Annotated in this window: 20 protein-coding genes; 6 read left to right on the top strand and 14 right to left on the bottom strand. The window is 33.5% G+C overall.

The window, feature by feature from the left end; all coding sequences use genetic code 11:
* The 3 genes from AC1EUU_RS07010 to AC1EUU_RS07000 form a co-directional block, all read right to left on the bottom strand.
* The gene (locus AC1EUU_RS07010) at window positions 1–591 is read right to left on the bottom strand and encodes a sugar O-acetyltransferase (RefSeq protein WP_480200674.1); all 591 of its coding nucleotides are present in this window, start codon (window positions 589–591) and stop codon (window positions 1–3) included.
* 66 nt (window positions 592–657) lie between these two features.
* Window positions 658–1131, bottom strand: coding sequence for an SgcJ/EcaC family oxidoreductase (locus AC1EUU_RS07005; RefSeq protein WP_480200673.1), 474 nt, complete (start codon window positions 1129–1131; stop codon window positions 658–660).
* A gap of 3 nt (window positions 1132–1134) precedes the next feature.
* The gene (locus AC1EUU_RS07000) at window positions 1135–1662 is read right to left on the bottom strand and encodes a GNAT family N-acetyltransferase (protein WP_480200672.1); all 528 of its coding nucleotides are present in this window, start codon (window positions 1660–1662) and stop codon (window positions 1135–1137) included.
* Between the two features lie 95 nt (window positions 1663–1757).
* Between AC1EUU_RS07000 and yaaA the strand changes: the two genes are divergently transcribed.
* The gene (gene yaaA, locus AC1EUU_RS06995) at window positions 1758–2516 is read left to right on the top strand and encodes a peroxide stress protein YaaA (protein ID WP_480200671.1); all 759 of its coding nucleotides are present in this window, start codon (window positions 1758–1760) and stop codon (window positions 2514–2516) included.
* Between the two features lie 54 nt (window positions 2517–2570).
* Window positions 2571–3161, top strand: a complete 591-nt coding sequence (locus AC1EUU_RS06990; protein ID WP_480200670.1) for a SanA/YdcF family protein — start codon at window positions 2571–2573, stop codon at window positions 3159–3161.
* 92 nt (window positions 3162–3253) lie between these two features.
* Here AC1EUU_RS06990 and AC1EUU_RS06985 read toward each other — a convergent pair whose 3' ends face one another.
* Window positions 3254–4675, bottom strand: coding sequence for an L-serine ammonia-lyase (locus AC1EUU_RS06985; RefSeq protein ID WP_480200669.1), 1422 nt, complete (start codon window positions 4673–4675; stop codon window positions 3254–3256).
* 207 nt (window positions 4676–4882) lie between these two features.
* Here AC1EUU_RS06985 and dnaK point away from each other — a divergent pair, with 207 nt between their 5' ends.
* Window positions 4883–6796 carry a molecular chaperone DnaK gene (gene dnaK, locus AC1EUU_RS06980; protein WP_480200668.1) on the top strand — a complete coding sequence of 638 codons (1914 nt, stop codon included), beginning with the start codon at window positions 4883–4885 and terminating at the stop codon, window positions 6794–6796.
* 59 nt (window positions 6797–6855) lie between these two features.
* Here the strand turns inward: dnaK and AC1EUU_RS06975 are convergent, their stop codons facing one another.
* The 3 genes from AC1EUU_RS06975 to AC1EUU_RS06965 form a co-directional block, all read right to left on the bottom strand.
* Window positions 6856–7644, bottom strand: a complete 789-nt coding sequence (locus AC1EUU_RS06975; protein WP_480200667.1) for a PhzF family phenazine biosynthesis protein — start codon at window positions 7642–7644, stop codon at window positions 6856–6858.
* A gap of 33 nt (window positions 7645–7677) precedes the next feature.
* Window positions 7678–8337: a CAP domain-containing protein gene (locus tag AC1EUU_RS06970; protein WP_480200666.1), complete on the bottom strand. Its 660-nt coding sequence runs from the start codon at window positions 8335–8337 to the stop codon at window positions 7678–7680.
* Between the two features lie 87 nt (window positions 8338–8424).
* Window positions 8425–8889 carry a CAP domain-containing protein gene (locus AC1EUU_RS06965; protein ID WP_480200665.1) on the bottom strand — a complete coding sequence of 155 codons (465 nt, stop codon included), beginning with the start codon at window positions 8887–8889 and terminating at the stop codon, window positions 8425–8427.
* A 118-nt stretch (window positions 8890–9007) separates the two neighbouring features.
* Here AC1EUU_RS06965 and AC1EUU_RS06960 point away from each other — a divergent pair, with 118 nt between their 5' ends.
* A complete protein-coding gene (locus AC1EUU_RS06960) occupies window positions 9008–10384 on the top strand; it encodes an MATE family efflux transporter (RefSeq protein ID WP_480200769.1) in 1377 nt (458 codons plus the stop codon).
* A 1-nt stretch (window position 10385) separates the two neighbouring features.
* A complete protein-coding gene (locus tag AC1EUU_RS06955) occupies window positions 10386–11843 on the top strand; it encodes an oligosaccharide flippase family protein (RefSeq protein ID WP_480200664.1) in 1458 nt (485 codons plus the stop codon).
* A gap of 40 nt (window positions 11844–11883) precedes the next feature.
* Here AC1EUU_RS06955 and AC1EUU_RS06950 read toward each other — a convergent pair whose 3' ends face one another.
* Window positions 11884–12597: a hypothetical protein gene (locus tag AC1EUU_RS06950; RefSeq protein WP_480200663.1), complete on the bottom strand. Its 714-nt coding sequence runs from the start codon at window positions 12595–12597 to the stop codon at window positions 11884–11886.
* 317 nt (window positions 12598–12914) lie between these two features.
* On the opposite strand from AC1EUU_RS06950, the gene AC1EUU_RS06945 reads away from it, so the two are divergent.
* Window positions 12915–13415, top strand: a complete 501-nt coding sequence (locus tag AC1EUU_RS06945) for a DinB family protein (protein ID WP_480200662.1) — start codon at window positions 12915–12917, stop codon at window positions 13413–13415.
* Here the strand turns inward: AC1EUU_RS06945 and AC1EUU_RS06940 are convergent.
* The 6 genes from AC1EUU_RS06940 to trmD form a co-directional block, all read right to left on the bottom strand.
* Window positions 13412–14470 carry a hypothetical protein gene (locus AC1EUU_RS06940; RefSeq protein ID WP_480200661.1) on the bottom strand — a complete coding sequence of 353 codons (1059 nt, stop codon included), beginning with the start codon at window positions 14468–14470 and terminating at the stop codon, window positions 13412–13414. The two genes, AC1EUU_RS06945 and AC1EUU_RS06940, sit on opposite strands and share 4 nt — an antisense overlap.
* Window positions 14460–14690, bottom strand: a complete 231-nt coding sequence (locus AC1EUU_RS06935; RefSeq protein ID WP_480200660.1) for a DUF6095 family protein — start codon at window positions 14688–14690, stop codon at window positions 14460–14462. The genes AC1EUU_RS06940 and AC1EUU_RS06935 overlap by 11 nt, the downstream gene beginning before the upstream one ends.
* A complete protein-coding gene (murQ, locus tag AC1EUU_RS06930; protein WP_480200659.1) occupies window positions 14687–15499 on the bottom strand; it encodes an N-acetylmuramic acid 6-phosphate etherase in 813 nt (270 codons plus the stop codon). Before murQ ends, AC1EUU_RS06935 begins: the two co-directional genes overlap by 4 nt.
* A 210-nt stretch (window positions 15500–15709) precedes the next feature.
* Window positions 15710–17935, bottom strand: a complete 2226-nt coding sequence (locus AC1EUU_RS06925) for an NADP-dependent isocitrate dehydrogenase (protein ID WP_480200658.1) — start codon at window positions 17933–17935, stop codon at window positions 15710–15712.
* Between the two features lie 1022 nt (window positions 17936–18957).
* On the bottom strand, window positions 18958–19308 hold the full coding sequence (gene rplS, locus AC1EUU_RS06920; protein ID WP_480200657.1) for a 50S ribosomal protein L19: 351 nt from the start codon (window positions 19306–19308) through the stop codon (window positions 18958–18960).
* A 100-nt stretch (window positions 19309–19408) separates the two neighbouring features.
* Window positions 19409–20104 (bottom strand): tRNA (guanosine(37)-N1)-methyltransferase TrmD, encoded by a 696-nt coding sequence (trmD, locus tag AC1EUU_RS06915; protein WP_480200656.1) that lies wholly within the window; start codon window positions 20102–20104, stop codon window positions 19409–19411.
* Between the last annotated feature and the right edge of the window lie 21 nt (window positions 20105–20125).

Below are 20125 nucleotides of genomic sequence, written 5' to 3'. Positions count from 1 at the left end.
TTATTTTTTTAGAGCCCTAATTACCTTACAAGGATTGCCAATTGCTATTGCGTTTTCTGGAATGGACTTATTCACTAAACTACCAGCTCCAATAACAGAATTTCTTCCAATTTCAACACCAGGTAAAATAATAACACCACCTCCAATCCAAACATTATCGTGTATTTTGACAGGTAGAGCAAAAGTTCTAAAAAAAGGAAGCCCTTCACTTTTATGATGCTCATTTAATCTTATATTTTTATCAGTATGATGTGTAGAGGTGTAAATCTGAACGTTGGAGGCAATCATTACATTATTTCCTATTGTAATTTTATTACAATCAACAAAGGTGCAATTCATACCTACGATTACATTATTTCCTATTTCTATGTGATTTCCATAATCACAATAAAACGGTACATCGATTGCCACATTTTCTCCAATCGCGCCTAGTAACTTGTTTAACACTTTAGTCTTTTTCTCGGGCTTATGGTAAGGTAAAGCATTATACTTATATGTTAATTTTCTCGACCTTTTAATCATTTTTAGTATTTCAGGAGCCGCAGAATTGAAGGGCTCTCCTGCTAAACATTTTTCAATTTCCGATTTCATTTTGAGTTTTATTATACGAAGTTTTTAATTTGTATCTATTTTGGCAAATGATTTTAAGACTTGACACTATTTTATGCTCTTTTTTCTATAATCAACAGCGGTGATTTCGCCATCCTCGTTTACAATGTGGGTTTCTTTTCCTGGCACAATATCGGTATTGTGAGCTGCAATACATAACCATCTACCCTCGCTCTTTTGAACAACAAAAGTGAATATATTCTTTCGGTCAGCCGGATTAGCGACTTCTTTTATTTCAGTTTGATTGCTCAGTTTCATACGAGCATGAACAATGGCGATGTCTTCTTGTAAGAACTTTACCTTTGTTTTTCGTAATTCGGCAGTAGATTTATTAAATATTTTTTTTAGTCCATAATCATGAGCTTTGAAAATGTCATCACGATGATGCCACCATAGCCCAACAACATTGATAAACTCAGCATCTTCTATAAATAAGCTTGCTATACCCTTGGCATCCCTAATATTCCAAAAATGAATAAATAAGAGCGGTATATCTTTTGGTCTTTTAGCTATTGTTTCCATAAATTAATTAAGAGGTAGTTTAAATCCATAAACCGGAAGTTTATCTTGCATAAAGTCAATGTATTCATATCTCTGAAAACCGAGCTTTTCATACATCTTCCAAGCTATTTTCATGGCTTCAGTAGAATGAATAATTAATGTTTTATTACCTGATTGTTTTGCCTTTTCTACGCAGGCCAAACTTAATAGTTTGCCAATACCTTTACCTCTTGTATTTGGAGCTACTGCCAACAATCGAAACCCTGAGGCATTTTTCTCTTTAGTAGCCGGGCCGCCGGAACCATAATAGTACATGTCACCGAAATAAACAACCCCGCCAACTATTTCTCCTAAATGAGTTGCAGCTATTAACAATTCAGTTTTAGGTTTTTTTGTTTGCTCACCGATATTTGCAAGCATATCATAATATTTGGGTTGCTCTTTAGGTGTAGGAAACCCTTCTAATTGTGAATACACGGCAACCATTAATTGGCCTATAATCTTAAATTCGTTAGGTTTTGCATTGCGAACAAGGTATTCGGATGTATCCATAAATTTTAACAATATAGTTATCAATTTTAAAAGTACTAAAAGTTTGATGATTGCGATTTTGAGTTGTATTTTTATCATGTAAAAGAATCTAGCAAATGAAAATAGTTATCTCACCTGCCAAATCACTTGATTGCGAAACGCAAATACCTACTAATAAATATACGGAACCAGCTTTTTTAACACAATCAGAAAAATTGGCCGGCGTACTAAAAAAGAAAAGTGCTAAACAGTTATCAAAGCTTATGAGCATTTCTGATAATCTGGGGCAGTTGAATTATGAGCGTAATCAAAATTGGTCGCTACCTTTTACAACCGATAATGCTCGACAAGCTATTTATATGTTTAAAGGAGATGTATATCGAGGTTTCGACATTGATTCTTTACCGGAGGAAAAATTAGATCAATTGCAAGATAAATTGCGTATTCTTTCTGGTCAATATGGTCTTTTAAAGCCACTCGATTTAATGCAACCTTATCGTTTAGAAATGGGCACGCGTTTAAAAGTTGGTAGAAAAGATAACCTCTATCAGTTTTGGGATACTTCCATCACTGAAGCTTTAAACGAAGAGTTAGAAGATGGCGAGGTATTTGTAAATCTGGCGAGTGCAGAATATTTTAAGGCAATAAAACCCAAGCTATTAAAAGTTCCTGTAATTACTTGTGTGTTTAAAGACTTTAAAAATGGTCAATACAAAACGATAATGACCTTTGCTAAATTGGCACGTGGGTATATGACACGTTATATAGTAGATAATAATGTTGATACTATTGAAGGATTGAAACGATTTGATAAGGAAGGCTATGCTTTTGATGCTAATATGTCTTCTGAAACTGAGTTAGTATTTACAAGATAGATGAAGAGAAGATTCTTTAGGCTATTTAAGGTCGGTTTCATTCTCTCTTTTATTATGCTAGCTTTTATTTTATGGTCAAATACCAGAATAGAATATGTTAGTAAAGGAAAAACCTATTCAAATGTAAATCTTATTCCTAAAAATAAAGTTGGACTTGTATTAGGAACTTCTAAATTTCTTCAAAATGGGACGATTAATTTGTATTATAAATATCGTATTGATGCAACAGTTTCTCTTTTTAGATCAAAAAGAATAGATTATATAATTATTAGTGGTGATAATAGTACTAAAAGCTACGATGAACCAACTACCTTTAAAAATGATCTTGTTAATCATGGAATTCCTCAGGATAAAATTTACCTAGATTATGCTGGTTTTAGAACTTTGGATTCGATGGTACGCGCCAAAGAAATTTTTGGACAAGATAGTATCACCATTATCTCCCAAGAGTTTCATAATGAAAGAGCAATTTATTTAGCTAAGAATTTTGGAATAAATGCTATTGGTTTTAACGCCAAAGATATACATGGAAGGTATGGACTTAAAGTGAAACTAAGAGAGTATTTAGCTAGAACCAAGGTATTTTTAGATATTTTAACAGGAGTACAACCCAAATTTTTGGGTGAGAAAATCGAAATTAAGTAAAGGTTAATTCTAATTCAGTTTAATTGGAATTGTTTTGAGTGCAAGTCTGTTAAAAATCGATTTAGAAGCTGTTAAAAATAAAATAATTTTAACTAGCAATCAGTCAAGCTAACTTTTACTGCTAATCCTCCTTCAGAAGTTTCTTTGTACTTGTTATGCATGTCTTTAGCAGTTTCCCACATAGTATCCACAACTTTATCTAAAGGCACCTTAACATGTTCAGGATCCGTTTCTAGTGCTAACTCAGCAGCATTGATAGCTTTGATGGCTCCCATTGAATTGCGCTCAATACATGGTACTTGTACCAAACCTGCAATAGGATCACAGGTTAAGCCTAAATGATGTTCCATGGCAATTTCGGATGCAATCATTACTTGCTCTGGTGTTCCTCCTAGCAATTCACATAAAGCACCAGCGGCCATAGCCGAAGATACACCTATTTCTGCCTGGCAGCCACCCATGGCAGCCGATATTGTGGCGCCCTTTTTAAAAATACTACCAATTTCTCCGGCCACTAATAAGAACTGTTTTATATGTTTAAAATCAGCATGATGATTTTCGATCACCATATAATACATTAAAACAGCTGGAATCACACCTGCACTTCCATTGGTTGGTGCAGTGACAACACGTCCTAGAGAGGCATTCACCTCATTTACACTTAGTGCAAAACAGCTTACCCATTTAAGTATTTGTCTGAACTTAACTTCGGTTTTTCGAATGGTTTCTAACCACTCATTGAAAGAAGCATAAGGTAAATCACCTATTAATTTTTGATGCATATCAAATGCACGGCGACGCACATTAAGTCCGCCTGGTAACTTACCTTCTGTATGACAACCAATATACATGCACTCTAACATGGTATTCCAAATACGTTGAAGTTCATAGTCTATCTCCTTATCGGATCTAATGGATTTTTCATTTTCTAAAACTACTTCAGAGATTGAAAGGTTTAAGTTGTTGCAATAGGTTAGTAATTCACTCGCTTTTTGGATAGGATGAGGGAATATATTATTAAAGATATCTTCTTTCTTTTTAGAGTTTTCTAAGGCTTCTTTTACCACAAACCCACCACCAATTGAATAGAAAGTAGAAGAGATGCTTTTTTGATTTATGTATGCAGTAAATGTAAGACCGTTAGCGTGAAATGGTAAAAACTCTCGGTTAAAAACGATAGCTTCTTTACGAAATGGAACTTTGCTTTTTCCATCAAAACTTATCGTATTTGTTGTATTCGTAATACTAATAATTTTTGAAATATCTTCAACCGGAATAGTTTCGGGGTCTGCCCCCGATAGTCCTAATATTACCGCTAAATCTGTGGCATGCCCTTTTCCTGTTAGAGATAAAGAACCGTATAAATCAACCTTTATTTTTTCCACTTTATTAAAGATTCCGGTATCTTTAAGTTCTTTGATCCAGCGCTCAGCGGCTCGCCATGGTCCTAGTGTATGCGAACTTGAGGGGCCGATGCCGATTTTAAGCATGTCAAAAATACTAATGCTCTCCATTACTATATAAATTTAGGCTAAAGTAAAAAAACAGATGATAATTACTAATGTTTTCTTTTTATTGTCATTCTAAGATTTATTACTGCCACTCTGTCATTTTCTAAAAAACTTTACTGCCAAAGCACCTTAAAAACACTGCTGGCATAGTCATTGTCTACTTTAAAGCATATTAAAAATTCTGAGAAACAAAAACAACAAAACAATATTATGAGTAAAATTATAGGAATAGATTTAGGAACTACCAATTCATGTGTTTCTGTTATGGAAGGTAATGAGCCTGTGGTAATTCCTAATGCTGAAGGTAAAAGAACAACGCCATCAGTAATCGCTTTCGTTGAAGGTGGTGAGATAAAGGTTGGTGATCCGGCTAAGCGTCAAGCGGTTACAAACCCAACCAAAACGGTTTATTCTATCAAGCGCTTTATGGGTAACAAATACTCTGAATCTCAAAAAGAAGCAGAGCGTGTACCATATAAAGTGGTTAAGGGTGATAATAATACACCTCGTGTTGATATTGATGGTCGTTTATATACACCTCAAGAATTATCGGCTATGGTACTTCAAAAAATGAAGAAAACTGCAGAAGATTACTTAGGAACTTCGGTAAGCCAAGCGGTTATTACGGTGCCCGCGTATTTTAATGACGCACAGCGTCAAGCTACAAAAGAAGCTGGTGAAATCGCAGGCCTAAAAGTTGAGCGTATTATTAATGAGCCCACTGCAGCTGCTTTAGCATATGGTTTAGATAAGAAAAATGAAGATCAAAAAATAGTTGTATTTGATTTTGGTGGAGGTACACATGACGTTTCTATCCTAGAATTAGGAGATGGAGTATTTGAAGTATTATCTACCGATGGAGACACGCACTTAGGTGGTGATGACGTTGATCAAAAGATTATTAATTGGTTAGCTGAGGAGTTTAAGTCTGAAGAGAATATGGACTTGCGTAAAGATCCAATGGCTTTACAACGTTTAAAGGAAGCTGCTGAAAAAGCAAAAATTGAATTATCATCTTCTCAACAAACGGAAATTAACTTGCCTTATATTACGGCTACTTCTAGCGGACCTAAACACTTAGTAAGAACATTAACGAGATCTAAGTTTGAGCAGTTAATTGATGATTTAGTAAAAAGAACTATTGAGCCTTGTAGAACAGCATTAAAAAATGCTGATCTTTCTGCAAGTGATATTGATGAAATTATTTTAGTTGGTGGTTCTACACGTATTCCTGCTGTGCAGGAAGCTGTTGAAAAATTCTTCAGTAAAAAACCTTCTAAGGGTGTAAATCCTGATGAAGTTGTTGCTGTTGGTGCTGCAATTCAAGGAGGTGTTTTAACTGGTGATGTAAAAGATGTATTGTTATTAGATGTAACGCCACTTTCATTAGGTATTGAAACAATGGGTAATGTATTTACTAAGTTAATTGAAGCGAATACAACAATACCAACTAAAAAGTCGCAAGTATTCTCAACTGCTGCAGATAATCAGCCTTCTGTAGAGATTCATGTGTTACAAGGAGAACGTGCAATGGCTGCTGATAATAAAACCATTGGACGATTCCATTTAGACGGAATTCCACCTGCACCAAGAGGAGTACCACAAATTGAAGTAACCTTTGATATCGATGCGAATGGTATTATTAATGTATCTGCTAAAGATAAAGGTACAGGTAAAGAACATAATATACGAATTGAAGCTTCTTCTGGATTGACAGATGAGGAAATCGAAAAAATGAAGCAAGAAGCCGAAGCAAACGCTGAGGCTGATAAAAAAGCAAAGGAAACAGCAGAAAAAATTAATGCTGCAGATTCTATGATCTTCCAAACAGAGAAGCAATTGAGTGAATTTGGTGAAAAATTATCTGCTGATAAGAAAGCACCAATTGAAACCGCTTTAGAAGAGTTGAAAAAAGCGCATGAGTCTAAAGATTTAGATCAGATTGATGCTGCAATGGAAAAGATCAATGAAGCTTGGAAAGCTGCTTCTGAAGAAATGTATAAAGCTCAGCAAGATGCGCAAGCAGCCGGAGCAAATGGCGCTGCAGATGCAGATGCTTCTGGTTCTTCAAATGAAGGAGACGATGTACAAGATGTAGACTTCGAAGAAGTGAAAGAAGAGTAACAGTTTTTTGACTGTTTTAAATATAGAAAATCCCGCTCAATGAGTGGGATTTTTTATTTTTATAAGGTGATTTTCCCTTGAAGGTATTTTATCGCGTTTCCTTTAATAAAAACCCTATGATCTTTTAAACTGCAGAACAATTCACCAACTCTCTCTGAGATTTGTAAAGCGTGTAGTTCTTTTTTATTGAGTCTTTCAGACCAAAATGGAGTTAAAGTACAATGCGCAGATCCTGTTACCGGGTCTTCAAATATAGGTGCTTGAGGAGTGAAAAAACGAGAAACAAAATCTACTTCGTTACCCCTAGAGGTAATTATTATTCCACCAGGGTCTAAGTTAATTTGGTTTAGCAATACCTGATTAAGTTGAATATTCTTTACATCACTTTCATTTTCATAAACCAATAAATAATCTCGGTCTTTATAAACTTCCTGTGGTTGAATATTTAAACTGTCTCTAATAATTTGTGGTAATTCTGTAGGTCTTGGAGGTCGGCTAGGAAAGTTCATTTCAAATAAACCATTGTCTTTCTTAACTTTTAATATTCCGCTAAGGGTCTCAAAGGAAATTACTTCTTTATTATAATCTAAACGTTCAAATAATACAAATGCCGAAGCTAAGGTTGCATGACCACATAAGTCCATTTCAATTCGTGGAGTAAACCAACGAAGCTGAAAGTTTCCATTATCAAGTTTAACAAAATAGGCTGTTTCAGCCAAATTATTTTCTTTGGCTATATTTAATAGCGTTTCGTCTGATAACCATTCTTCTAGCGGACAAACAGCCGCAGGATTACCGCCAAAAACTTTAGCAGTAAAAGCATCAATTTGATAAATATCTAATACCATTAGTAACAATTATTGTGTTACTAAAGTACAATTCTATCGATAAAATAATTGTGTGTAGTACAATCTTCCTTGTGAATTTTTAATTGCAGCAATGCCAATATGTGTAAAATTACCTTCGATATTTGCCCTATGACCATCGCTATTTAACCAACCATTCATTACACTTTCGGCAGATGAATAACCGGCAGCTACATTTTCTCCAGCGCTCCTTGCATTTACTTTTTGTTGTAATTCTTGAAACCTTAAACTAAAGTCATCATGGCTAATCTTATTTTGAGCGATCATATATTCGGTATGCTCAATTGCTAGTTCTGTAGCGGTACAATTTAATTCAAGAGGCGATTTTCCTATGCTTTGTCTATGCTCATTAACAAGATCTAATATCTTATTGCTAATACTTACTTCATTAGAATTAGAATCATTACAGTCATTATCTGAGCTATTGTCATCGGTGTTTCCTTCATCGTTTCCGTCATTTCCACCGTTGTTATTATCGTCATCACTTCCGCCGTTGTTATCATCATTGCTTCCATCGTTGCCACCATCGTTATTATTGTCGCTGTCATTATTATTAGAATCATTATCATCGACAACTTCGCTATTATCTGGATTACCATCCAGAATAAGTTCTTCCTCTGTACAAGATGCTATTGCAAATAATATAATTACAATTAAGAGTAATTTATTTTTCATGATAAGATTTTGTTTTTAAAGACAACAAAACTAGCTGTATGAAAATACAGCTAGCTCCTAACTTTCGGTTAGATTAGTTTCCCTTTTTTATTTAAAAAACAGTTGTGTATAGTAATATTTACCCTTACTATCTTTTTTTACAGAAATACCAGTATGGGTAAAATCTCCCTCTACATTAGCTTTTAGCCAGATGTTATCTAAACATTCTGCAATGGCTTTTTCTGCGCTAACGTCATAGCCAATATTTTCGGTAACTTCTTCGGCATTCTCTTTTAGCTCTAAAGTTTCCCACCTTAAATCATAATTGTCATGATTTACATTGTTTTTAGCAATCATATAGGTAGTATGTTCAGCGGCTAATTTATCGGCAGTAGCATTTCTAACCAATAGAGGCTTTCCAATGCTTAGGCGATGGTTGTTTACCAATGAAATAAGTTGTTTTGCTATCGTAGTTTCATCTACAATATTAGGATTGGCATCAAGACCTGCATCAGACCAAGATATCAATACTAAAATAAAGGGAAGTGTCCAGAATAATAATTTTCTATTCATGATATAAATTGTTTAGCATTATCTATAACTGATTTATTGTTTTTTTATTGTGCTTTTTCTCATTTTTACTGGTAGAAGAAAACATGTACCTTTACCTGCTAAAAATCAAACACAAACCTTGAGCCTAAGTCAATATACTTCAGAATTTCGTTATAACCTTAAACTAGCTTATCCGGTAATGTTAGGTATGATTGGTCATACCCTGGTAGCATTTATAGATAATATTATGGTTGGTCAATTGGGTACTGCTGAATTGGCGGCAGTTTCATTGGGTAATAGTTTTATTTTTATTGCCATGAGCTTAGGTATTGGGTTTTCAACCGCAATTACTCCTTTGGTTGCCGAAGCTGATGGTGAAAAAAATATAGAAAAAGGAAAGCAAGCTTTTAATCATGGATTATTTCTATGTACCATACTGGGAGTATCACTCTTTTTAATGATCTTAATGATTAAGCCATTGATGTATCATATGGATCAGCCGGTAGAAGTTGTTGAATTGGCGATGCCATATTTGAATTTAGTTGCCGTTTCTTTGGTTCCGCTTGTTATGTTTCAGGCTTTTAAACAGTTCGCTGATGGTTTATCACAAACCAAGTATGCTATGTGGGCTACAATTCTGGCGAATGTGATTAATGTTCTTTTAAACTATTTATTGATTTTTGGTAAGTTCGGTTTCCCGCAGTTGGGTATTATAGGGGCCGCAATTGGTACTTTGGCATCAAGAATTGTCATGTTAATATTCATCTGGTTTTTGCTAAAACAAAAGAAAAAATTTCAACCTTATTTAGAGCGTTTTAGTTTTCAAAAGATTAAAAAATCAATTTTAAAGAAGATTATTGACCTAGGTTTTCCATCTGCTTTACAAATGTTATTTGAAGTGGCAGTTTTTACGGCAGCTATATGGCTTTCGGGCGTGTTAGGTAAGAACCCTCAAGCTGCGAATCAAATTGCTCTAAATTTATCTTCGATGACATTTATGGTGGCTATGGGCTTAAGTGTGGCGGCCATGATACGCGTAGGCAATCAAAAAGGTCTAAAGAATTTTAAAGAACTTCGTCGTATTGCATTTTCTATTTTTTTATTAGTTGTTATTCTTGATATTTTCTTTGCATTAATTTTTATGATCTTTAATCAAGATTTACCTTTACTATATCTTGATCAACATGATTTAACCAATCAAGCAGATAATATGACTGTGATTGGAATCGCAGCCAAATTGCTATTGGTAGCGGCAATCTTTCAGATATCAGATGGTGTTCAAGTGGTGGTTTTAGGTGCTTTACGTGGATTGCAAGATGTTAAAATACCAACACTAATCACATTTATAGCCTATTGGATTATAGGTTTTCCTATTAGTTATTTTTTAGGAAGAGAACATGTATATGGTAGCGTAGGGATTTGGATTGGATTGTTAGCTGGACTCACCGCCTCTGCAGTAATGTTATACATTAGGTTTAACTATCTCACTAAAAAGTTAATCACTCAGAAACACTAATATGGGTATTGTTTTAAAACAATCTTTTATTAATACTTTGGTTCTATTTCTAGGCTTTGCCATTGGAGGTATTAATGTACTGTTTTTATATACTCATTTTTTACATGAAGATTATTATGGTTTAATTACTTTCCTATTATCTTCGGCAAATATTATTCTGCCTTTACTGATTTTTGGTATGCAACATACCATTATTAAATTCTTTAGTTCTTATAAAACCAAAAAGCAACAAGATCAGTTTTTAACTGCTTCACTATTTTTACCTTTGTTAATTATTATTCCTCTGGCAATAATAGGGGCTTTAGCCTACGAAAGTATTGCTGGTTGGTTGTCTGCTAAAAATGCTATTATAAAACCTTATACATACCTTATTTTTTTAGTAGCCGTTTTTATGGGATATTTTGAAGTATTCTATGCGTGGAGTAAGATTCAATTACAGTCTGTTTTTGGCAACTTTATCAAGGAGATTTTTGCTCGTTTTGCAACAAGTATCCTTTTGTTTTTAGTTTATTTAGGAAAGATATCGAACGAGCAATTTATTTATGCTCTTGTTTTTGTTTATGCGATAAGAATGTTGATAATGTCGATTTATGCTTTCTCTTTATATAAACCAAAATTCATTTTTAAGCAACCAGAGAACTTAAAAGAGATTATGTCTTACTCTTTTTATATAATTTTAGCGGGTTCTGCAGCCGGAATTTTATTAGAGATTGACAAGTTTATGATTCCTCAATTAGAACAGATCGCTAAAGTGGCTTATTACTCTGTTGGTATTTATATAGCTTCTGTGATTGCTATACCTTCTAGGGCAATGCAGCAGATCATCAATCCTATCACTGCAAAAGAACTAAGTGCTAATAATTTAACCGAAGTTGAAAGCTTGTATAAAAAAAGCTCTATCAACTTACTTATTGCTGGAGGACTTCTATTTTTATTAATTAATTTAAATGTAAGCGATTTATATAAAGTTATAGATAAGCCCGAGTTTTCGGTAGGTGTTTTAATTGTTTTGTTAATTTCTGTTTCAGAAATTATAAAGCTAGCCCTTGGTACAAATGGAGCTATTTTAACTAACTCAAAATATTACAAAGTATTTTTTTATTTTTCGGTTGCAATGGCGCTTAGCGTTATTGTTCTGAATAAGTGGCTTATTGGTGTATTTGGTATTAATGGAGCGGCGTTGGCAACATTTTTAGTAGTATTTGTATATAGCTTTATTAAAATCTTATATATACATAGAAAATTAAATATGCAACCTTTTTCAGCTAATACTATTAAGGTTGCATTACTAATTGTTTCAATGTTTTTTGCATTTTATTTTTGGAATTTTCCATTTCATCCTATTGCGAATATTCTTTTAAAAGTATTGATTCTTTCCGTTATTTATGTGTTCTTAATTATTAAGTTAAAAGTTTCAGAAGATATTGAAGAATTCTTGAAACGCTATTTACCAATATAAAAAATCCCGTACCTTAATAGTACGGGATTCTAACGTTCATCTACCTTCTTCTTTTTCGATCTTTATAATCATCATCGTAATCGTCTTGTTTTTTTAATTTTTTACGCTTGATGATTTTTCCTTTTTTATGTCCTTTTTTCAAGCCTCTGTGGCTTTTAGATTTATAATAATAATAGTCATTATCTTCTCCGTAATCTTCATAGTACTCGTAGAAGTCATCGTTGTAAAAGAAATCATCATTATAATCATAAATTGGTCCATAATAATGTTCATCAAAATGAATTCCTGTTCCATATCGCGGCTTCACTTGTCCATAATACCTTATCTTACCGTAACGATCATATCTAATTGTTAATCCGCCTACACGCTTTAATCTTCTACCTCTATGGTAGTCAATAAATACAGAACCAACTCTTGTAACGTTACCATATCTATTGTAATTGATAAAAACATTTCCTACTCGACGTACTCTACCGAAATAATCTCTGTCTATTGATATTCCTCTATATGGAATTCGTTTAGCGTAGCGCCTTCCATTTCTATAGTAATGTTTGGTTCTATGACGAGTGCGGGTATTAAAATCTATTTCACCGTTCGGAAATACATAAAATTTTATTCCGCGTTCCATAAACTTAATAGGTTTTGAGCCGTAATAATTGTAATAACCCTTAATGTTTGATTTAATGCCATTTGTGGCTTCAACAGTAGAAACCATCATGAGCATTCCTAAAAATAATAGTAGTCCTTTTTTCATAATATATGGTTTTAAAGGATTATGCCTACTCTATCAGTTTTTCGGCTTTCACTTGTTAGTTAATTTTCAAAGAGCGTGCCAAAGAAAATTTTGTTGAAAATCATTGAATATTTTTTTTAATTTAATTTATTGAAAATCAATTTGTTGTAAGTAATTTAATTTATTTTGAGAAATTGGCTTTTTGTACTTTGTGATATTTCTCTATTTTAGTGAGCCGATTTGTTGATAAGATATTGATTAATGAAATTAGTTATTATATCGTAGCGTAAATTAATTGTTATCTTTGCGACTAAGCACTCAATCTTAACCATTAGAATATGATCGAAGCAATTCAGCACAACCTAAATAGGGGCGTGCGTTTACTGAATAGTATTACTGATATGCAGTATAGTGATGAATCTGTAAAACCTTATTATTCGAGCATTGGAAGGCATATGAGACATATTTTAGATGTTTTTGATTGTGTCTTTTGCGGTCTTGAAAATGGAAAAATAGATCTTACAGCTAGAAAACGAAATGAATTGGCGGAGCAGAAAACGGCTTTTGGATTGGCATATTTCGATGATATTTTAGAGAAGGTGAGGCAAGTTGATCACTATGATTTGAATCAAATAGTTGCTGTTACCGACGACTTGGGTTTAGGTAAGGTTACCGCTAACTACACGTTAAATTCCATTTTAATTCAAGCACATAGCCATGCCATACATCATTTTGCAAGTATAGGGTATATTATTGCTGAATTGGGTATTGAACTACCTGATGCTGATTTTGGATACAATCCAACTACACCTAAGTTTGAACGTAGAATAGGTTCTTAATTGACCTTGTTTAAACCAATTATTTTCTTTGAATATTTTCGTAACCAAAAAATATCTTTAAGATAGGGGATGATCTTTGGGTATGATACATCAAATTGATCATGATTGGTACGCGCAATAGTACTTATTTTTTTCCAATGATCTTTGATGCTTTTTAGTGCATCAAAATAAGTGGCATCTTGCGCATCATAGATATGTGTGGGCTCTGAAATAATGCCGTTAATTTCTAATATTTTAAAATTTTCACCTCGTTTTAAGCCCTCAAAAGTATCATACTTTATGTCTAATCGCCCGTAGTACCATCCATTAATTTGCTTATTAATGGTATCTATGGTTTTTCTTAACTCCTTACATATTAAATGATTTCCATTTAAAAACTGAGTGCCTTTAGAATGATTGCCTATAACCGTTAAGACTTTTTCTTCACCTTTTTCTAGAATGGTACTCATTGCTTCCTTATGGATGTTTTCAAGTAAATCATAATAAAGATATGCTCGCTTGTCGCCTAGAATTAACTCAGAAAGTGTAGCAATACCATCACCTTTAATTGTTAAAAATTTCTTTAAGGTAATTGATGAAATCTCACCTTTGTTTTTAGTTGGAATCCGTGAATAAAAAATACCACATTCATTTTTATAGCTTACAAATTCTTGAATAATAATATCAACATCATTTCGCGTTAAATATGCCTTTAATTCATTCTCTGAATCTATCTTTTTAACTAAGTACCCTCTAAACCCTACATCTGGCTTTGCAATTAATGGGTATGTAATACCAGCCGATTTAATTCGAGCGCTGGTAATTTTAAAACTTTGTAGAGTAGGGACTAATACCGTTTTAGGTCTAAATGCTTCGGGGATTAGTTGTATCGTCTTATACTTTGATTCGGTACCATTACCCGAATATTTTATTGCCGGATTAGTGGCCAGGTAAAACACCAAGTTTTTTGCTTTAATGGCCTTCCAGAAGTAATAGGGAATTAATGGCACATAAAACATAAAAGTTGGCCAATGCTCCCATTGTGTTAGTTTTGTGTAAAAAACTTTAGTCTTCATCTTTATCAAACAGTGCTTTCATAATGGTGCTTACGGCTTTAGCAGTAAGTAAAATGGCTAGAATTGCTAATATTATTCCTACAATTAGAATTAGATAGGTGTTATCTTTTGCCAAGGCCTTAAAGCCAATGGTAACTACTATTGGAGCACCAAAGAGTAGTGGTAATGCCAAAGCAAAGTATTTTAATCCTTTTGATACAGATGTTTTTTTAGCACTCATTTTTTATAGCTTTTAATTGCACTACGTACACTGCCGTATTTTAGTAGTAACTCGTTAGCTAAACTTTCAGAAATATTTAATTCATTCATTACCATTCTAGTACCTCGATCAACTAATTTATTATTAGAAAGTTGCATGTCAACCATTTTATTGCCTTTCACTTTACCAAGTTGTATCATCGTGGCAGTAGAAAGCATATTTAAAACTAATTTTTGAGCTGTGCCTGCTTTCATTCGTGAGCTCCCGGTAACAAATTCAGGCCCAACTATAACAACGATAGGGAATTGGGCTGTTAGTGCTAAAGGGCTTTCATTATTACATGTAATGCAACCTGTAATAATACCATGTTCATTACATTTTTTTAGCGCACCAATTACATATGGAGTGGTGCCAGAGGCTGCAATACCAATGACAACATCCTTATCGGAAATATTATATTCTTTTAAGTCTAACCACCCCTGTTCTGTACTATCTTCTGCAAACTCTACAGCCTTTCTTATGGCGGCATCACCGCCCGCCATTAACCCAATAACCAAATCATGCGAAACACCAAATGTAGGAGGGCATTCTGAAGCATCTACAATTCCTAATCTCCCACTAGTACCAGCACCGATGTAGAATAGTCGCCCACCTGTTTTCAACTTTGCCACAATCTGCTCTGTGAGCCTTTCTATTTGAAGCATCGCTTTTTCTATAGCATATGGAACAGTTTTATCTTCATTATTAATGTTCTTTAATAACTCAGAAATAGACATATCCTCAAGATGGTCATAATGCGAATCTTGTTCGGTAGTTTTGGTAAAACTCATAGTTCAAAAATACTGATTAAACAGTTATGTCACTATTTTTTAAAGTCAAAAGTGACTTTTCTTAAAAGAGTGTGTCTAAATTAATGTATGGTTTTGAGTTGATAGCTTAGCGCTATGAATTAAAAGAAATAAATGCGAATTAAAAAGGAGAGGTAATTAAAAAAGCAGGTGAACTTTCACCTGCTTTTGATTTAAGGAGTATTTTACTATCTATATTGATGTCAAAATAGCATTTAACTTTTTGATAGGCCTCATAGCCTCATTAGCTAAATCATCGTTAGGTTCATAATAGCCGCCTATATCTACTGAATCACCCTGAATGGCATTTAGCTCATCAATTATAGCTGATTCGTTAGCCTCCATTTTTTTAGCAACGGAATTAAATTGTGTTTTAAGCTCATTATCATTATTTTGTTCAGCTAAAGCCTGTGCCCAATACATTGCTAAATAAAAATGGCTCCCTCTATTATCTAATTCACCCGCTTTACGCGATGGTGATTTTTTATTATCTAAGAACTTATCAGTGGCCTCATCTAATGTTTCGGCTAATATTTTAGCTTTTTCATTATTGGTTGTTTCCGCTAAATGCTCCAATGATACGGCTAGGGCTAAAAATTCTCCTAAAGAATCCCAGCGTAAGTGGTTTTCTTTAACAAATTGTTGTACGTGCTTGGGTGCAGAACCCCCAGCTCCTGTTTCAAATAGACCACCACCATTCATAAGTGGAACGATAGATAACATTTTTGCAGAAGTTCCTAATTCAAGAATAGGGAAGAGGTCTGTTAGATAATCTCGTAAAACGTTACCAGTTACAGAAATGGTGTCTTTGCCATCTTTAATCCTTTCTAAAGTATATTGAGTAGCTTCAACTGGAGACATGATCTTTATCTCTAAATTGTTTATATCATGATCTTTTAAATAGCTTTCAACTTTTTTAATCAGCTCAGCGTCATGTGAACGACTTTTGTCTAACCAGAAAATCGCTGGTGTTCGTGTGGCTTTAGAACGGGTTACTGCTAATTTTACCCAATCTTGTATTGGTGCATCTTTTACTTGGCACATACGCCAGATATCCCCTTTTTCAACACTATGTTCAATAAGAACGGTACCATTTTCATCTATAACCTGTACTATACCATTGCCTTTTAGTTCAAAAGTTTTATCATGTGAACCATATTCTTCAGCTTTTTGAGCCATTAAACCAACATTTGGTACTGTACCCATAGTGGTAGGGTCAAAAGCGCCATGCTCTCTACAAAAGTCCATTACTACTTGATAGATGCCTGCATAAGAACTATCAGGTATTACCGCTTTTGTGTCTTGCTGTTTTCCTTCTTTGTTCCACATTTGCCCAGAAGTACGTATCATTGCAGGCATTGACGCATCGATAATTATATCTGATGGCACATGTAAGTTGGTAATTCCTTTATCAGAATTAACCATTGCCAAATCGGGGCAATTTGCATAAGCCGTCTCGATATCAGTGAGGATTTCATTTCTTTTTTCTTCAGAAACTTCATCAAGGTTGTTTAGTACGTCACCAAACCCATTGTTGGCATCCACACCAATTTCATCAAAAACTTCCGAATGTTTTTCAAAAACATCTTTAAAGAAAACACGAACGGCATGACCAAAAATGATTGGATCTGATACCTTCATCATTGTTGCCTTCATGTGTAATGAAAATAAGATACCTTGATCTTTTGCATCTTTAACTTGTTCTTCCAAGAAGTCAAGCAAGATTTTTTTGTTCATTACTGTAGCGTCAATAATTTCACCATTTAACAAAGAGATATTCTTTTTTAGTAAAAAAGTACTTTTATTTTCATCTACAAATTGAATATTCACTGAAGTAGCAGTATCAATGGTTACTGATTTCTCATTATGTGCGAAGTCACCGCTGCTCATAGTAGCAACATGCGATTTAGAATTTCGACTCCAAGCGCCCATTGAATGAGGGTTCTTTTTTGCGTAGTTTTTGATTGCTTTGGGTGCACGTCTATCAGAATTTCCTTCTCGTAATACGGGATTAACAGCAGACCCTTTTATCTTATTATAACGAGCCAATATTTCTTTCTCTTCTGCAGTTGTAGCTTCCTCAGGATAATCTGGTAGCGCATACCCTAAACTTTGTAATTCTTTTATCGCGGCTTCGAGTTGTGGTACAGAAGCACTAATATTGGGGAGTTTTATGATATTTGCTTCAGGCTTTTTTGCTAATTCACCTAATAAAGCAAGCGAATCTTCTACACGCTGATCTTCCGTCAAATAGTCAGAAAAGTTAGCTAAGATTCTTCCAGCTAATGAAATATCTTTAGTAATAATTTCAATGTTTGATGATTTTGTAAAAGCCTTTACGATAGGTAAGAATGATCGGGTAGCCAATGCAGGAGCCTCGTCTGTTTTAGTATAGATAATCTGTGCTTTATCTGGCATGTTATAATTTTTACTGTGAGATTTGTAATGTGTCTTTCGGCCTATAAAATTTGAAGAATTTTTAGCAGCCATTTTTTTGACGAGCAAATATACTATTTATAGCTAAATTTTTTGGTGATTTTTTTGATGAATACTTTTCAAAAAAAGATTTATGAAAGAATTTTATATCGTGGTATTGGGTAATTGTAAATAAAAAAGCACCTTAGTAGGAGTTAAGGTGCTTGTATTGTTATTTTTAATAGCTTTTTTATCAAAAAATTGTGCGCTAAACACTGAATTATGAAACTTAAAAATAACAACTAGAACGATTTCTCGTCAAAATCGAATCTAAATAGCTCATAGTAATTCTTTTTCACAGCGAAATTAAAAAAGGGGTAATTTTAATATATTTAGATTCTAATTATAAAAGTAATAGAATCCCTGCTGTTTATATATGTTTTGGCAAATCAACTTATTAACTACAACTAAACAGGGGTTATTAACAATTGTTAATAACTGTGTTGTTAAAAAACGAATGCCAACCATGTTTCCATAATTGGCATTCAGTTGAAACATTTAACACGAGTTTGTAATTAATTGCTTAACTACACTTTACTATTTATTGAAACAGTTCACTCTGCTAATTTGTTTCAGACAATTCTAACCGTATAATTTGTTCATCTACTTACGTACATAATCAAAGTTTATATGATTACAATTATCTCGTTTTTTAACTTCTTTACAAGTTCCAATTATTCATGCTAAATACTTGGCTCTATATAGTTAAGAATTTAAAAAACAAAAGAACGTTCTTCTTAGAAATTATACTTAAATATCTTTCTAATTAATCTTGCGATTTCATTATTAAAACATCTAATTGTTTATAATTTCTTTAGCGAATATACAGATGAAATTGAGATAATGAAATAATTAGTGTAATTAGTTATTAATAAAAAATTAGCTACGTTTATCAACAAATGTTAATATAAAAAAAGCCGCTTTGATTTAACAAAGCGGCTTCTGATTTTATATAAAAGATAATCTTATCTTCTTGCTTCCTTAATTCTAGCTTTTTTACCAGTAAGGTCTCTAAAATAAAAGATTCTTGCTCTTCTAACTTTACCTTTTTTGTTTAATTCAATTTTTTGAATGGCCGGTAAGTTAATAGGGAAAATACGTTCTACACCAACAGTTCCAGACATTTTTCTAATTGTAAATGTTTCTGAAGCACCGTTACCTCTTCTTTGAATAACTACACCTCTAAAGAACTGTGTTCTTGTTTTACTACCTTCCTTAATTTCGTAATAAACTGTTATGGTATCACCTGCAGAGAACTCAGGCATTTCATTTTTAGTTACAAACTCGTCTTGTACAAATTTTACTAACGATTCCATTTTACTTGTTTTATTTGTTTATCAAAACCAACATTCACGATTATCGTCAGAGGTTAATTTTGCGAGTGCAAAGATAATTAAAAGTTTTTATTTCAATAATTTAATCGAAGTTATTTTTGTCATTTTGTAAAAGATCAGGTCTAATTTGTTCTGTTCTTTCTTGAGCTTTATTTGAACGCCATTCATCAATTACTGGAAAATTCCCTGAAAGTAATACATCAGGCACTTTATGTCCCTTGTAATCTGATGGTCTTGTATATACAGGAGGAGCTAGAAGCCCATCTTGAAAAGAATCCGATAAAGCGGAAGTTTCGTCCCCAATTACACCTGGGATAAGCCTTATAATACTATCACACAATATGGCAGCTCCTAATTCGCCCCCACTTAAGACATAATCACCTACTGAAATTTCTTTAGTAATGAAAAGATCACGTACACGTTGATCTACTCCTTTATAATGTCCACACAGAATAATAAGATTTTCGCTTAGAGAAAGATTATTCGCTATTTGCTGGTTTAAAACTTTAGCATCGGGAGTCATGTAAATAATTTCATCATAATCTCGTTGCGATATTAATTCTGAAATACATTTATCAATAGGCTCTACCATAAGTACCATTCCTGCACCGCCTCCAAATTGGTAGTCATCTATTTTACCATGCTTGTTTACAGCGTATTTTCTAAGATCATGAAAATGGACTTCAACCAGTCCTTTTTTAATACCTCTACTTATAATGGAGTGCTCAAAAGGACTTTTTATTAATTCAGGGACAACAGAAATTATATCAATTCGCATGCAGCAAAAGTAATGAATTGA

The organism is Maritimimonas sp. 2205BS37-2, from assembly GCF_056591755.1.
Note: the sequence above shows the minus strand (reverse complement) of the source record. Positions and strands in the feature narration are given on the sequence as shown.